We start from the raw sequence: 14,849 nt of genomic DNA, 5'->3' as shown, positions 1-14,849 counted from the left end.
TCGCAAGGAGCAGATGAGTGTGAGTGAAAACACGAAAAATCAGCGAATGGTCAGGCTGCTTCCAGGCCTGGCCCTTTGTTTGTTGGTTATATGGTCAGGAATTTATGGGGCGGATTTAATCGGCGCGGCACTCGGGGCGGCCGGGCTATTGCCGGAAGGCGGAAAAAGCCCGGTGTCAGGGATTTTTGTGGCGATCCTGGTGGGGATCATCATCCGTAACACAGTAGGCTTACCGGAGATCTTCATTAGCGGCGTCGGTTTTTCAGTCAAATACGCCTTGCGGGCAGGCATTATCCTGCTCGGTTTGCGCTTGAGTTTGACGGAAGCTTTGACGCTCGGGGCGTGGGGCATGCCGCTCATCATAGCCTGTATCACAGTAGGAATCAGCGTCACTTTGTTTTTTACGAAACTATTTGGGCAGTCCAACCGGCTTGGCGCATTGATCGCAAATGGCACGGGCATATGCGGCGTAACCGCCATTATGGCGACAGCACCGGTAATCCGCGCAAAAGAGAACGAAATTTCGTACGCCATCGCCAATATTACGGTTTTCGGGCTATTGGGCATGTTGTTCTATCCATACCTTGCCCATTTCTTTTTTGCAGATGAGCCGATCAAAGCCGGGTTGTTCCTTGGCACCGCCATACACGACACTGCGCAAGTAACCGGTGCTGCGTTGATGTATGAGCAAATGTACGGCTCGACACTGGCGCTTGACGTGGCGACCATCACGAAGTTGACGCGCAATCTGTTCATCATTGCCGTGATTCCGCTGATCGCGTATTTGTTCTTCCGGAGCGAGGGGCAGGACGGGAACCCCATGCCGAAATGGTATAAATTGTTTCCGTTCTTCATTCTAGGGTTTCTTCTGCTGTCGTTTCTACGCACGGTTGGAGATGCTACGCTCGCTTCAGGCGGGCAGGCGTTCGGCATTTTCAGCGCCTCGGGCTGGGAAGAATTCTACAGCTTTTGGAGTTCGTTCGGATCTACCTATATGCTTGGCCTCGCAATGGCAGGCGTCGGGTTATCGACCAACTTGAAAATATTCCGCGGGATGGGATTGAAGCCGTTTTACATCGGCTTGATCGCGGCCATCTCTGTCGGGGCGGTCAGTTTATTGCTCATTTCGCTATTCGGCGATTTGGTGCAGCTGGCGTATTGATTGGAAATCACCTGTGTGCCTAAAAGAGGCGTACAGGTGATTTTTTATGGACCCGGAAACCTGTTTTCCCCAAGCTCGCTGAGGGTATGGACAAGTAATAGTGTTAAAAGGAGGAGAAGAGAATGAATATAGAAGCCGAACGCGATCTTTTGAAGGACGAATATGGCAATTATTATGTCGTCTCCTACGCGACGAAAGATTCCTTGACAGTGGTGAATGCGGCGCTTTATCATGCTTTCAACCAAGAGCTTACAGACGAATTTGTGGCAGAAGTGAAGCGTAAATACCCAAAAGGCGTAGCCGTGGGGGTTTATTTTGCGGATCTAGTGCATGAACAGATCGAGAAACTTGAAGACCCGGAATTTCGAGGGCATATTTACGATTTAAACGAAGTGCGGAAAGAATACGATATCCATCTAAAGCCCATTTATCACGATTCACTCCATCTTTGATTAGCTGGAGGCGCGCAGGAATTTCGAATCAATTCCGTTAATAAATGACTGAATATTCGATTTATCATCAGGTTGTTAGCCGTAATATTTAAAAAAAGGAGGAGAGTTGATGAAATATTGGCTTGGTTTTGGAGGGGTGGCACTGATGCTTACAGTGGCTGGCTGCGGAACACAGGATACGGTAACAGAGGAACCTGAAGAAGATACAGTGCAGGAAGAAGCAACCCAAGATGAGGCGACAGAAGCAGAACAGGAGGAAACGCCAGCTGAAGGCACGAGCGGCGACAGCCATGACGGGGGCCAGGCAGCCGTCGATCCATATGATTATTTCCTTGAAGATGGGTCGATTGCCAGATTCGAAGGATACGGAAATGAATTTGCCGAATTTACGCTGAAAACCGATTACATGGAAGCGAACCATGTCGCAACGTATGAAGATAATGGCGGAACCGTCGTTCTCAAAGTCTTCCGACTGCATGACGATCGCATCGAGCTCGTTAAACAGGAAGGCGAGTTTTACGATGACTACACGGCAAGCTTCGAAGAATTGGAAGCCTTGGAAGTGATTTCGACTTACCTGGAATTTCCGATCGAAGAAGGCCAGGAAATCGGTGACGCGACTGTGGTGGAAACTGGCACAAGCTTAGAGACGCCATATCAAAATTTTGATGATGTTTTCGTGCTTGAATCAATGACAGAGGACGGTTCGATCAACCGCAATTATTTCGTGGAGGGTTACGGAGAAGTGAAACGTGAATTCCGTGCAAATGCCGATGACTCCGATGAAATGGCGATCACATCTACACTCGCCTCGATCGAACTTGCCGAAGAAAAGAAGTAGACAGGCGATTTCATTGAAAAGCCCGCTGATTTAGCGGGCTTTTTCGCTGTATAATGGGCGTATCATTACTAGCTAAAGGAGAGGGACACGATGGGAAATATCACGATTATCGGTGCTGGAACAATGGGGCATTCAATTGCATTGTCAGCGGCATGGAGCGGCCAGTCAGTAAGTATATTCGGAGTGGACGCCCGAGATCTGGAAACTGCGCAAAAAGGGTTTGAAATAAAACTGCGCCTGATGGCAGACAATGAACTGATCGACAATGAACAAGCCAAGGAGATAGCGGAGCGTGTGGCCTTCACGAGTTCATTGGAAAAAGCGGTGGAAAATGCAGAATTCATCATAGAGGCTGTACCTGAAAATATAGGGTTGAAGCATCAAATCTACCAGCAGTTGGAGGGCTTGATCGCAAACGATATTATCATTGCCAGCAATAGCTCGGGGTTGATGCCGACTGCCCTTGCCGAAGGAATGAAACATCCGGAACGCTTCGTGTTGACACATTTCTGGAATCCGGCACATTTAATCCCGCTCGTGGAAATCGTCGGCGGCGAGAAAACCAGTGAACAAACTTTGCAACGAACGAAAGCGCTCATCGAGCAGATGAACAAGCAAGCTGTACTATTGAAAAAAGAACTCCCGGGCTTTATCGGAAACCGGCTTCAATTCGCTTTGTTTCGTGAAGCACAGGCTTTGCTGGATGCGGGGGTGGCGTCGAAAGAAGATATCGATGCTGCCGTCACTTATGGCATCGGCAGGCGCTTGCCAGTAACCGGTCCGCTGCAGACGGCGGATCTCGGCGGTTTGGATATTTTTTATGCGATTTCGGATTATCTATTCGAGGACCTGTCGACAGATCAAAAGCCGGGCCGCACGCTGAGTGAATTAGCGAAAAGTGGCAAGCTTGGGACCAAGACAGGAAGCGGCTTCTACGAGTGGCCGGAAGCGCAATCGAGAGCTGTGCAAGCTGAACGGGAAGAAGCGTTGATTCACTTCCTTAAACAGGATATGGAAAAAGAATGATATAGGCTCATCATTTCTCTATCAGCCTAAAGTCTGAAATTAATCAGAATTATAAGAAAAGTATTTCAATTTGACGTGAAGGCGATATAATAAACAATTATAATCAAAAGGGAGATGAGGCAAATGACCGATTTGAAAAACGATTCGCTGGACTTGCATAGACGGCATCAAGGGAAATTGGAGATTCGTTCAAAAGTGGCTGTGGAAAACGAGAGGGATTTGAGCCTCGCCTACTCTCCCGGCGTAGCGGCACCGTGCCGTGAAATTCATGCCGATCCAAGCAAAGTGCATGACTACACGATGAAAGGCAATACGGTTGCAGTCATAACTGACGGCACCGCCGTGCTCGGGCTCGGCAATATCGGCCCGCAAGCGGCGCTCCCGGTGATGGAAGGGAAAGCTTTATTGTTCAAGGAATTTGCCGGTGTGGATGCATTCCCGATCTGCCTGGATACAACGGATGCCGAAGAAATCATCCGAACCGTCAAATTGCTCGAGCCGGGCTTCGGCGGCGTCAATCTGGAAGACATTGCCGCCCCGACTTGCTTCATCGTGGAGCAGCGTTTGAAACAGGAAATGAATATCCCTGTATTCCATGATGACCAGCACGGCACTGCAATTGTGACCTTGGCAGGCCTCATCAATTCCTTGAAGTTGGTCGAAAAGGAAGTGGAAGACGTGAAAGTGGTCGTGAATGGCGCCGGCGCAGCAGGTATCGCCATCGTCAAATTGCTTGCAAAGTTCGGTTTTGGCCATATCGTCATGTGCGATACGAAAGGTGCCATCTATAAAGGGCGCCAGAACGGCATGAATCCTTTCAAGGCAGAAGTTGCGGAGATGAGCAATTACCAGATGGAGCAAGGCCAGCTCGCGGATGTCATCGCCGGTGCCGATGTCTTTGTCGGCGTATCGGCAGAAGGCGCTTTGACGGAAAGCATGGTCCGTTCGATGAACGAAGATCCAGTCATCTTCGCGATGGCGAACCCGAATCCGGAAATTTTGCCGCATGCTGCGAAATCAGCCGGTGCGCGGGTCATCGGGACAGGGCGTTCCGATTTCGCCAACCAGGTCAATAATGTACTGGCGTTTCCGGGGTTATTCCGGGGTGCCCTTGATGTACAGGCGAGCGATATCAATGACGCGATGAAAATCGCGGCAGTCGAAGCGATCGCTGCGTTGATCGCTACCCATGAGCTTCACGAAGATTATGTGATACCGAAGCCGTTCGACCCGCGTGTAGCACAGGCGGTCGCTGAAGCAGTCTCAAAAGCTGCCGAAGAAACGGGCGTTGCCAAAGTATCGCTTAAAGAGCCTGCCCAGCAGATTGTTTTATGATAAATAGAAGAAAGCCTGAATTCCCCTCCCCCTGGAATTCAGGCTTTCTTAGGTTTGAGGGGGAATGAGTAGACACAAAAAAGGCCGCCCGGTTCGTCAGCTGACGAACCGGGCGGCCTTTAGAATGAACACAATCAATCAGCGACGCTAAGCCCTTTGGCGATCGCGATTTTCTCGAGTGCCTGGCTGAAGTCGTTGATCAAGTCATCGGGATGCTCGAGTCCTGCGGAAAAGCGCAGAAGCCCATCGGTGATGCCGCGCTTCTCGCGTTCAGCCGGCGGCATTGCAGCATGGGACATCGTGGCCGGATAGGACAGGATTGACTCAACAGCGCCGAGGCTGACGGCGAACACAGGGATTTCCAAAGCATCCACGAGAATGCGGGCGGCGTCCTTATCCGCCAGGCGGAATGACAACACACAGCCTGCGTGGCTTGCTTGGCGGCTATGGATCGGATTTCCGGGATGGAATGAAAAGCCGGGATAATAGACTTCTTCGACAAGCGGGTGCCTATGCAGATACTCGGCAATGCGTGCGGTCGTCTCGCCGGATTGTTTTGTGCGGGCGCCGAGCGTTTTGATGCCTTGGATCAATGTATAGGAATCCTGTGCGCCGAGCACAGATCCGAATGTATTTTGGATGAATGCCAATTGTTCGCCGAGGCCGGCATCTTTTGTCACCGCAAGGCCGGCCGTGATGTCACTATGGCCAGACAGGAACTTCGTCGCGCTGTGGAGCACGATATCCGCGCCGAGTTCAAGCGGGTTTTGGTAAAGCGGCGTCATGAAAGTATTGTCGACGAAAGTCATGGCGTCGTTTGCTTTGGCCAGTTTCGCGGCCATTTCGATATCGGTAATTTTCATGACGGGATTGGAAGGCGTTTCGATGTAGACCACTTTCGTGTTCGGCTGGAATGCTGCGGCCACTTCGCCAAGGTCGGTCATGTCGACGAATGTGTAATCGACTTTGAATTTTTCCAGCACTTCCGTGATGAAGCGATAAGTGCCGCCGTAAACATCTTCCGAGACCAGCACATGGTCGCCGGCTTTCAATAGCATGAAGGCCGATGAGATGGCTGCCATGCCGGAAGAAAAGGCCAAGCCCCGCGCGCCGCCTTCTAGTTTGGCGATCGTTTCTTCAAGCGATTTGCGCGTCGGGTTGCCGGAGCGGCTGTAATCAAAAGGCCCGAATGAATCGATGCTTTCCTGATGGAAAGTCGATGATAAATAGATCGGCACATTGACTGCGCCTGTTAATGGATCGATGCCTGCTGAATGGATCAATTTGGTCTCGCGTCGTTCACTCATGGGAAACGACCTCCTTTTCCAGTTTGGCCAAGGCTTGTGACAAATCAGCGATCAAATCTTCTGCCTGCTCGACGCCTACAGAGAAGCGGAGCAGGCGGTTACAGACGCCGCGTGCCGTGCGTTCTGCGACCGGCATATCGGCATGGGTCTGGGTCGCGGGATACGTGATGAAACTTTCCACACCGCCAAGGCTCTCTGCGAATGTGATGAGCGACAGGCTCTCGAGGAATTCCCCGACCCATTGTTCTTCACGCAGGCGGAACGACAGCATGCCGCCTTTCCCGGGATACAGCACGTCTGTCACGGTATCTTGAGCTTCCAGAAAGCGGGCAAGTTCTTTGGCGTTCGCTTCGTGCTGGCGCATACGCAGCGGCAAGGTTTTCAAGCCGCGGATCAACAGCCAGGAATCGAGCGGCGACAGCACAGCGCCGGCTGAGTTGTGGGCGTTGAAAAGCTGCTCGCATAACCCTGCGCCTTTTGCAGCGACGAGGCCTGCGAGCACATCGTTATGGCCGCCGATGTATTTGGTGGCGCTATGGAGTACGATATCAGCGCCCATTGCGAGCGGCTGCTGGAGGAAAGGCGTCAAAAAAGTATTGTCGACGATCAGTAAAAGATTGTGGCGCTTGGCCAGTTGTGCGTACAATTCCAAATCAATTTCCTGCATCAACGGGTTGGTCGGGGTTTCGATGAAAATCGCTTTTGTGTTGTCATTGATTTTCGCTTCGGCCGTTTTCGAATCGATGAAGGAATCGTACACGGGGCGGATATGGTATTTCTCTTCATATTGTTCCAGCAGGCGGTAGGTGCCGCCATAAATGTCTTCGGGAAGCAAAATCTCATCGTTCGGGCGGAACAGGGAGAGGACCAGCTGGATCGCGGCCATTCCAGAGCTGCACGCAAAGCCTGCGTCACCGCCTTCTAGATTCGCGATCCCTTCTTCAAGAAGCTGGCGTGTCGGATTTTTTGTCCGCGTATAATCATAGCCTGTGGATTTGCCAAGGCCTTCATGTTCGTAGGCGGTAGAAAGATAAATCGGGGGATTGACCGCCCCGGTGCGTTGGTCGCTGCGGTTGCCGAGTTGTACCAGGCGTGTTTCTAGGCTATGTTGTGTCATGGTCCTCATCCTTTCAAATCAAAAAGCAGGGGCTTTCTTCTATGATAAGAAGAAAGCCCCTGCCGTATATGCTATCTTCTCATCTACTAGGCTTCACCTATTGGAATTAGCACCGTGACAAACACGTCCGGTTGCTGAGACTTCACAGGGCCAAATCCCTCCATCTCTCTCGATAAGAATCATTTTATATAGTTGTGGTTGGTTGATGTTTTCCATCATACGGCAATTACTTTCGAAATACAAGCGGAATATTGAAAATACTCTTGTAAATGTCCCGAAGGCGCTCGCTTTTATTTCGGAAGCTGAAATGGTATGCTGAGGTATACTTTTATCCTGCCCGGCTTATACAAAGCCAGTTGCAAAGGGGTTCTGAATTATGTACATCGTCACATCGACCGTCATTGTGCCTGAAGACAAAGTGCAAGACGTCATAGAAATATACCAAAAACGATCGCGCCGTGTTGACCAGGCGGAAGGCTTCACTTCATTCCGGCTGATCCAAAACACGAAAAAGCGCCATGAATTGACCGTCCACTTGGAATGGCAATCCAAGCAGGCCTACATGAACTGGGTCAAGAGCCAGGAGTTCAAGGAGATTCATGATTTGGAGAAGAACTATCCTGACCAGGAACTCGCGGGCATCGTCCCGAAAGTCCATCAATACGAAGTGGTGGCCGAATGAACCAGGAACAAAAACAGCAAATCGCGACCGACACGGCAGACGGTATATACGAAGCGTACCCGAATTTATGGGAACGTTTCGGCGATAAGGGATATGAACATACCGTCAAAGACAATCATCACCACTTGGATTATCTCGAAACGGCTTGGGAGCTGCAGAGCGAGCAATCCTTTCTAGATTATGCACTCTGGCTCGAGACGGTGCTCGTAAGCCGCAATGTCGAAACTGCGCTCATCATCGACAATTTTCAGCGGCTCATCGAAATTGTGCCGCGCTATACCGAAACAACGCAAGGAGATTTCATGCGGGGCTGCCTCGATCGCGCAGTCCGGTTATTGGAGCTCCCTCCACATAAAAGGGGCTGATCAAATGAACGAGTCAACACAGCTTTCGGATCTTTTCCTGCAGGGGCAGGAAGAGGAAGCTTTGAAATACGTCCAGGCTTTCCTGGAAAGCCATTCGCATGAACAGCTTTACGGCGAACTTCTGACGCCGGCGATGTACCGCATCGGGGAATTATGGGAACAAAATGAAATATCGGTAGCGGAAGAGCATTTGGCAACCGCTGTTTGCGATTTTGTCTTGTCCGCTACGGAGCTGCGCAATAAAGATAAGGATGGCCGCAAAAAAGCGATGATTTTTGGCCCGGAAGGCGAAGAGCATTATATCGGGCTCAAGATGGTCGCGGCGATGTTCCGTGAAGAGGGCTATGATGTCCGTTATATGGGGCCGAATTTGCCGCTCGATTCAGCGCTCGAATTGGCCGGTGACTGGCAACCCGATGTTGTTGCATTGTCGGGTGCACTTGCACACCGCTTGCCGGTTTTGAAAACCTACGCCGAAGCTTTTTCTAAGGTGGACTCAAATCCAGCCGTCCTGATTGGCGGCAGGGCCGTCACTTTGTCGAGCTTTGCGGATTTGCGTATAAAAGGAGCGGTCGTCGTCCGGGAACTTGGTGCGCTCAGGGAATGGATCCGCACTGGAAAGGGGTCGAACGATGACACGCTCTCCACTGGCTGAATGGCCGCTTCCGGCTTTTCAATTGAACAATAGCTTTGCGGTCGTCGACTATTCCCAAGAGGCAGAACAGCTTTTCGGAAAACCAAAAGGATTTTTTGAATTACTCGATGAAGGCAGCCACGCCAAAGCGGAACGCTTACTGAAAACACGCGGCAGCAAAAAACCTGTCGAATTGAATTTCACCACAGCAGCTGGCTTCTTCTTGGCGGACGTCTATTACCGGTGGGATAGCGACTTTTCACTGAATCTTGTACTGGTGCCAAAAGATGAGCAAATGGCTGCCATCACGGCGCAATTGATTCGCTTGCGGGGCCGCTTGAAAGAAACGGATTATGAATTGCTCAAGGAAAAGGAACGGTCGGATGCGCTGCTGGATAAAGTGCGCGAACTTTCCGCACCGTGCATCGCAATCGGCGGAGGCTATGTGCTCATTCCGTTGTTCGGTAATTTGGATGCGAAAAAAGTTGAAGCGATCCGCCCGTATATTGTCACGCGCATCTATGAATACGAAGCCGAAACGGTCGTGATCGATTTGACGGCGATGGGTTCGGTGACGCAAGAAGGCGTCAGTTACCTGGAGTCGCTCGTGCAGACCTTGGGCGTCATGGGGATCGATGCAGTCATCACCGGCGTAAAGCCGGACCATGCCCAAAAATTGCATCTGTTGAAACGGGAAATGAATTTGCGTTTTGAAGCATCACTGGAATCCGTCCTGACAACAGCCTCAGAAAATCAGTGATAAAACCGGCCATGGGAGCCGGTTTTTTTTGGTTAGGAAGCCTAGTGACTGGATGTTTGTTTCATTTTCCATAGGGTATCCGGCGATTTTTCGGGAATACATTTAGAGAAAAGGATTATTAAAAGCTGCAGTGGAGGTGTTGGCGATGGGATCATCACATGATCATTCGCATAGCCGCAATAAAAAAACATTGCTGATCGCCTTTTTGATCATCACCAGTTATATGGTGGTCGAGGCGGTCGGTGGATATTTGACGAACAGCCTAGCGCTACTAGCTGATGCCGGCCATATGCTAAGCGATTCCATTTCGCTCGGTGTCGGCTACCTGGCTTTTTCCATTGGCGAAAAAGCAGCCGACCAAATGAAGACTTACGGCTATAAACGTTTTGAAATTCTGGCGGCAGTCTTTAACGGCGTGACGCTCGTCTTGATTTCGTTCTATATTTTCTATGAAGCCTACCACCGGTTTTCAGATCCACCGGAAATTGCGACTTCAGGAATGTTGGCTATCGCGGTCATCGGCTTGCTCGTCAATATCCTCGTCGCGTGGATCTTGATGCGCGGCGGAGATACGAAAGAAAACTTGAACCTCCGTGCTGCTTTTTTGCATGTCTTAAGTGATTTGCTTGGCTCGGTCGGTGCAATCACGGCAGCCCTTTTGATCATTTTCTTCGGGTGGGCATGGGCAGATCCGCTGGCGAGTGTAGTTGTCGCCATCCTTGTCTTGATCAGCGGCTGGCGCGTAACGAAAGAAGCGGTGCATGTCTTGATGGAAGGCACGCCGAAAAATGTCGACCTGGAGCAAGTAGCGCAGACAATCGAAGCGTTGCCTGCGGTTAAAAGCATTCATGACTTGCATGTATGGAGCATCACGAGCGGAAAAAATGCCATGTCGGGACATGTAGTCGTCAAAGAACATATCTCGTTCAAAGACAGCCAGCAAGTGCTTAGGGATATTGAACATGCGCTGTTGGAGCTGAAAATCGGCCATGTCACCGTCCAATTGGAAAATGAAGACCACCCACATGACGACTCGATCCGCTGCCAAGGGCAAGAAGAGGCTGAAGCGGCAGGGCATCATCATCACTGAAAAAAGAATCGACCAGTAAGGAGTGGGATCATACCGCTCCTTTTTTCTATGAAAAATACAATTTGTATATGTTTTATCATCCAAATCACCGCTTGAACATATAAGCATATGCTGATATGCTGTATTTGGTATTACAGTATTTAAGCAAACCTAATTATAGAAGCGGGGGAAATCATCCGATGGAAGTGAAAGCGCGCGAAATAGAAATCGACAAGGCGAGCATGGTGCTGAAGCTATTAGGCGACAAGACGAGATTGTCGATGGTCAAATTGCTCGAAAAAAACGATTGCTGCGTCTGTGAATTTGTGGAAATCTTTAACGTCAGCCAGTCGGCGATCAGCCAGCACTTGCGCAAGCTTCGCGATCTCGGTTTAGTGAAGGAAAAGCGCAAAGGGCAATGGATTTTCTATTCATTGAACCAGGACAGTGAATTATACGATATGCTCATGCAAGTCTTGTCATTCATTCCGAGCCAGGATGAGCGAATCGAGAAATTGGTGGAGCAGGGATTGCGCATTCGTTGTGAGTAATTGTTGATATGGAAAAGGCATCACGTTGAATAAACATAGAGATACTAAAAACCATTCATGGAACAAGGGAGCTAATCAATATGACGAAAAAAACATTGTACTTTTTATGCACAGGCAATTCATGCCGCAGCCAGATGGCGGAAGGCTGGGGGAAAGAAATTTTGGGCGATGAGTGGCAAGTATTGAGTGCCGGAATCGAAGCACATGGCTTGAACCCGAACGCGGTAAAAGCGATGAATGAAGTGAATATCGATATTTCGAATCAAACATCTGATGTCATCGACACCGAAATTTTAAACAATGCGGATTTTGTGGTGACACTTTGTGGCGATGCGGCCGATAAATGCCCGATGACGCCTCCTCACGTAAAACGCGACCACTGGGGCTTTACGGATCCGGCGAAAGCGCAAGGTACCGAAGAAGAGAAATGGAAAGTTTTCCAATCGGTACGCGATGATATCGAAGCGCGTATCCGCCATTTCGCTGCAACTGGTGAGTAAGTGAAGTATTGAATAGAGTAAGCATATGTATGATGACTCTAGTCTTATTTGATAGAACCAAACTACACAGGTTGAAGGAGAGCTGAATATGAAAAAGGTGGAAATTTTCGATCCGGCGATGTGTTGTTCGACGGGTGTTTGCGGCCCTACTGTGGACCCGGAACTGACGCGCATCGCGTCGGCTGTGTATTCACTCGAGAAAAAGGGCTTTGCGATTTCACGCCATAATTTGACGGATGACCCTGGTGCGTTTGTGGACAATAAACAAGTCAATCAAGTGCTGGTCGATAAAGGGCCGGACGCGTTGCCGGTCGTGCTGGTCAACGGTAAAGTCGTAAAGATTGCCGAATACCCGACAACAGAAGAATTGGCAGAGTGGTTCGAGACCGCACCGTCCGAATTGCAGGAAAAGCCGCGCGTACGCGTGTCACTGAACATCAACAACTAAAGGAGCGTTCCTATGTATTCATTGTTCAATCCGAATCAAATGGCCGTCACTCCGTTTCTGTTTTTCACCGGTAAAGGCGGTGTCGGAAAAACTTCGACTGCGTGTGCCACAGCGGTAGCTTTAGCTGATCAGGGCAAGAAGGTATTGCTCGTCAGCACCGATCCTGCTTCTAATCTGCAAGACGTGCTGGAAGTGGAACTGACGAACGACCCGAAACCCATTCCGTCTGTCGCCAATTTGTCCGCCTGCAATATCGATCCGGAACAAGCGGCCAAAGCTTATAAAGAAAGCGTCGTCGGTCCTTACCGCGGCAAATTGCCGGATGCGGTGCTCGCGACGATGGAAGAGCAATTATCCGGTGCTTGCACGGTCGAAATCGCGGCGTTCGATGAGTTTTCGCATTTGCTGGCAGATGAAGAGATTTTAGCGCAATACGACCATGTGCTGTTCGATACGGCACCGACCGGCCATACGCTGCGTCTTTTGCAATTGCCGACGGCGTGGAGCGGCTTTTTGGAAGACAGCACACACGGCGCCTCATGCCTCGGTCCGCTCGCTGGGCTAGAAGGCAAAAAGGCATTGTACAAAAAAGCGGTGGATTCGCTGTCTGATGGCGATAAAACGACCTTGATTTTGGTTGCGCGCCCGGACAATTCCTCTTTGCTCGAGGCAGACCGTGCATCATTTGAATTAAAAGAAATCGGCATCAAAAACCAATTGCTCATCGTCAACGGGCTGCTTCAAAGTCATCAGCCGGAAGACCGGGTGTCAACGGCATTCTACAAGCGGCAACGTGCGGCGATTGAACAGACACCTGAAGCCTTGAAGCAAGTGATGACTTATTCATTGCCATATGTTTCATATTCGCTTACGGGTGTTGAAAACTTGCGCCATCTGTTCAGTTCATACGCCATCACTTCATTCGAAACGGAAGAAGAGGGCGAGCCGCTCGACTTGCCGGGATTGAATAGCGTCATTGATGACTTTTCCGAACACAATACGCGCGTCATTTTCACGATGGGCAAAGGAGGCGTCGGCAAAACTTCCGTCGCATCCGCTATCGCAGTCGGCTTATCCGAGAAAGGCCATCAAGTTCATTTGACGACGACCGACCCTGCAGCGCATTTGGCGTATACGTTTGAAGGAAGCGGCATACGCGATAATTTGTCCATCAGCAGCATCAATCCAGACATCGAAGTGGCGCGTTATAAAGAAACCGTCATCGAACAGGCAGGCAGCGGGATGACCGAGGAAGAGCTCGCTTATTTGAAAGAAGACCTGGAATCGCCGTGCACCGAAGAAATCGCGTTGTTCCAAGCCTTCGCCAAAGTAGTCGAGAAGTCCGAGAACGAAATCGTCGTCATCGATACCGCGCCGACCGGACATACTTTATTGCTGCTCGATTCGACAGAAGCCTATCATAAGGAAATGAGCCGCTCGACAGGCGATGTGCCGGACAGTGTGAAAAAACTATTGCCGCGCCTGCGCAATCCAAAAGAAACAGGGGTCGTCATCGTCACCTTGGCGGAAGCGACACCAGTATTGGAAGCGGCGCGTCTCGAAGAAGACTTAAAGCGTGCCGGGATCGAGCCGAAATGGTGGGTCATTAACCAAAGCCTTTATGCTACAAATACAGCGGATGCTGTACTGAGGGGACGCGCGATCTCCGAGAAAAAGTGGATTTGCAAAGTTGACGCAGAACTGGCCGAGAAATGCGCCATCATTCCTTGGCTCGAAGAAGAGAAAATTGGTTATGACCAATTGAAAGAATTCATTTTATAATAATGGGGACATCAAATGAGTCTGGAAGGGATGAGGCAAACGATGAGTGAAGCATACCAGCCATTAGTGAAAGACCGCATTTTCATCGGCGGCGCAGCAGATGCGAAAACAGCAGTTGAAAATGAAGGCATCGACGTCGTCTTCGATTTGCGCGCAGAAGCAGGAGACAACGATGAAAGCTATACACGCATCCATGCACCGATTGTCGACGATTCTAAAGAACATCAGGATGAGTCGATCCAAGAAGCGGTGGACGGGGTTGTCACTGCGTACGAAGAAGGCAAGAAAGTCTTTTTCCACTGCGCAGGGGGCAGCAATCGCACTGGTACCGTGGCAATCGGCACTTTGCTTGCATTAGGCAAAGCGGAGACGGTTGAAGAAGCCGAACAAATGGCGACGAACGTACGGCCGATTATCAGCGTAAAGCCAGAACTGAAAGAATCGCTGCACCGCATTTTTCCGCAAGCCTAGTCCATGTTAAAGTGAAGAATAATTGAAAAGAACAGGGGAGATGGAGTTTATGATGATTACCGATGAAGCTAAGAACTATATCCAGTCCATTCTGGAAGAACAGCAAACAGAAAACTTGCGCCTTTATGCAGTCGCCGGCTGCTGCGGCCCGCAAATCGGCTTGTCGCTCGATGCACCGGAACAAACGGATGAACTCATCGATGTGAACGGCATCCGTGTAGCGGTCGCGCCGGACGCAAAAGAACTGGCAGAGGAGCTCGCCTTGGATTTTGATACGCAAGGCGAGCAAGGCGGCCTGGTCATGATCGGTGCGCCGACTGGCTGTTGAATAGAAAAAAGAGCTCATC

Annotated in this window: 18 protein-coding genes and 1 riboswitch; of the genes, 16 read left to right on the top strand and 2 right to left on the bottom strand. The window is 50.3% G+C overall.

Annotation, left to right across the window (positions count from 1 at the left end; all coding sequences use genetic code 11):
* The first annotated feature begins 19 nt into the window (after positions 1–19).
* From DFR62_RS03080 to ystJ, 5 genes are all read left to right on the top strand, one after another.
* Positions 20–1,162, top strand: coding sequence for a YeiH family protein (locus DFR62_RS03080; protein ID WP_121297984.1), 1,143 nt, complete (start codon positions 20–22; stop codon positions 1,160–1,162).
* A 122-nt stretch (positions 1,163–1,284) separates the two neighbouring features.
* Entirely contained in the window at positions 1,285–1,614 is a 330-nt protein-coding gene (locus tag DFR62_RS03075) for a hypothetical protein (RefSeq protein ID WP_121297983.1), read from the top strand.
* Between the two features lie 109 nt (positions 1,615–1,723).
* Positions 1,724–2,455 (top strand): hypothetical protein, encoded by a 732-nt coding sequence (locus tag DFR62_RS03070; protein ID WP_121297982.1) that lies wholly within the window; start codon positions 1,724–1,726, stop codon positions 2,453–2,455.
* 90 nt (positions 2,456–2,545) lie between these two features.
* Positions 2,546–3,481, top strand: coding sequence for a 3-hydroxyacyl-CoA dehydrogenase family protein (locus DFR62_RS03065; RefSeq protein ID WP_121297981.1), 936 nt, complete (start codon positions 2,546–2,548; stop codon positions 3,479–3,481).
* 123 nt (positions 3,482–3,604) lie between these two features.
* A complete protein-coding gene (gene ystJ / locus DFR62_RS03060) occupies positions 3,605–4,816 on the top strand; it encodes an NADP-dependent malic enzyme (RefSeq protein WP_121297979.1) in 1,212 nt (403 codons plus the stop codon).
* A 134-nt stretch (positions 4,817–4,950) separates the two neighbouring features.
* Here ystJ and DFR62_RS03055 read toward each other — a convergent pair whose 3' ends face one another.
* Complete coding sequence (locus DFR62_RS03055) at positions 4,951–6,123, bottom strand: aminotransferase class I/II-fold pyridoxal phosphate-dependent enzyme (protein WP_101190813.1); 1,173 nt, start codon at positions 6,121–6,123, stop codon at positions 4,951–4,953.
* On the bottom strand, positions 6,116–7,240 hold the full coding sequence (locus tag DFR62_RS03050; RefSeq protein ID WP_121297977.1) for a methionine biosynthesis PLP-dependent protein: 1,125 nt from the start codon (positions 7,238–7,240) through the stop codon (positions 6,116–6,118). Before DFR62_RS03050 ends, DFR62_RS03055 begins: the two co-directional genes overlap by 8 nt.
* A 76-nt stretch (positions 7,241–7,316) precedes the next feature.
* Positions 7,317–7,419: riboswitch (SAM riboswitch) on the bottom strand.
* A gap of 197 nt (positions 7,420–7,616) precedes the next feature.
* Between DFR62_RS03050 and DFR62_RS03045 the strand changes: the two genes are divergently transcribed.
* The 11 genes from DFR62_RS03045 (at position 7,617) to DFR62_RS03000 (ending at position 14,830) form a co-directional block, all read left to right on the top strand.
* Positions 7,617–7,922 (top strand): antibiotic biosynthesis monooxygenase family protein, encoded by a 306-nt coding sequence (locus DFR62_RS03045; protein WP_058383281.1) that lies wholly within the window; start codon positions 7,617–7,619, stop codon positions 7,920–7,922.
* Positions 7,919–8,287, top strand: coding sequence for a hypothetical protein (locus DFR62_RS17330; RefSeq protein WP_101190809.1), 369 nt, complete (start codon positions 7,919–7,921; stop codon positions 8,285–8,287). The genes DFR62_RS03045 and DFR62_RS17330 overlap by 4 nt, the downstream gene beginning before the upstream one ends.
* 4 nt (positions 8,288–8,291) lie before the next feature.
* The gene (locus DFR62_RS03040; protein ID WP_158290859.1) at positions 8,292–8,942 is read left to right on the top strand and encodes a cobalamin B12-binding domain-containing protein; all 651 of its coding nucleotides are present in this window, start codon (positions 8,292–8,294) and stop codon (positions 8,940–8,942) included.
* A complete protein-coding gene (locus DFR62_RS03035; RefSeq protein WP_121297975.1) occupies positions 8,920–9,681 on the top strand; it encodes an STAS domain-containing protein in 762 nt (253 codons plus the stop codon). The genes DFR62_RS03040 and DFR62_RS03035 overlap by 23 nt, the downstream gene beginning before the upstream one ends.
* 145 nt (positions 9,682–9,826) lie before the next feature.
* On the top strand, positions 9,827–10,771 hold the full coding sequence (locus DFR62_RS03030; RefSeq protein WP_121297974.1) for a cation diffusion facilitator family transporter: 945 nt from the start codon (positions 9,827–9,829) through the stop codon (positions 10,769–10,771).
* Between the two features lie 179 nt (positions 10,772–10,950).
* Positions 10,951–11,301 carry an ArsR/SmtB family transcription factor gene (locus DFR62_RS03025; protein WP_121297972.1) on the top strand — a complete coding sequence of 117 codons (351 nt, stop codon included), beginning with the start codon at positions 10,951–10,953 and terminating at the stop codon, positions 11,299–11,301.
* 80 nt (positions 11,302–11,381) lie between these two features.
* A complete protein-coding gene (gene arsC / locus DFR62_RS03020) occupies positions 11,382–11,801 on the top strand; it encodes an arsenate reductase (thioredoxin) (protein ID WP_058383287.1) in 420 nt (139 codons plus the stop codon).
* Between the two features lie 88 nt (positions 11,802–11,889).
* Complete coding sequence (gene arsD, locus DFR62_RS03015) at positions 11,890–12,249, top strand: arsenite efflux transporter metallochaperone ArsD (RefSeq protein WP_121297971.1); 360 nt, start codon at positions 11,890–11,892, stop codon at positions 12,247–12,249.
* 12 nt (positions 12,250–12,261) lie between these two features.
* Positions 12,262–14,031, top strand: coding sequence for an arsenical pump-driving ATPase (gene arsA / locus DFR62_RS03010; protein WP_121297969.1), 1,770 nt, complete (start codon positions 12,262–12,264; stop codon positions 14,029–14,031).
* A 42-nt stretch (positions 14,032–14,073) separates the two neighbouring features.
* The gene (locus tag DFR62_RS03005) at positions 14,074–14,502 is read left to right on the top strand and encodes a protein-tyrosine phosphatase family protein (protein ID WP_121297968.1); all 429 of its coding nucleotides are present in this window, start codon (positions 14,074–14,076) and stop codon (positions 14,500–14,502) included.
* A gap of 49 nt (positions 14,503–14,551) precedes the next feature.
* Entirely contained in the window at positions 14,552–14,830 is a 279-nt protein-coding gene (locus tag DFR62_RS03000; protein WP_158290804.1) for a HesB/IscA family protein, read from the top strand.
* The last annotated feature ends 19 nt before the right edge of the window (positions 14,831–14,849 follow it).

It is taken from the genome of Planococcus citreus (assembly GCF_003664125.1).
Taxonomy (GTDB): Bacteria; Bacillota; Bacilli; order Bacillales_A; family Planococcaceae; genus Planococcus; species Planococcus citreus.
Note: the sequence above shows the minus strand (reverse complement) of the source record. Positions and strands in the feature narration are given on the sequence as shown.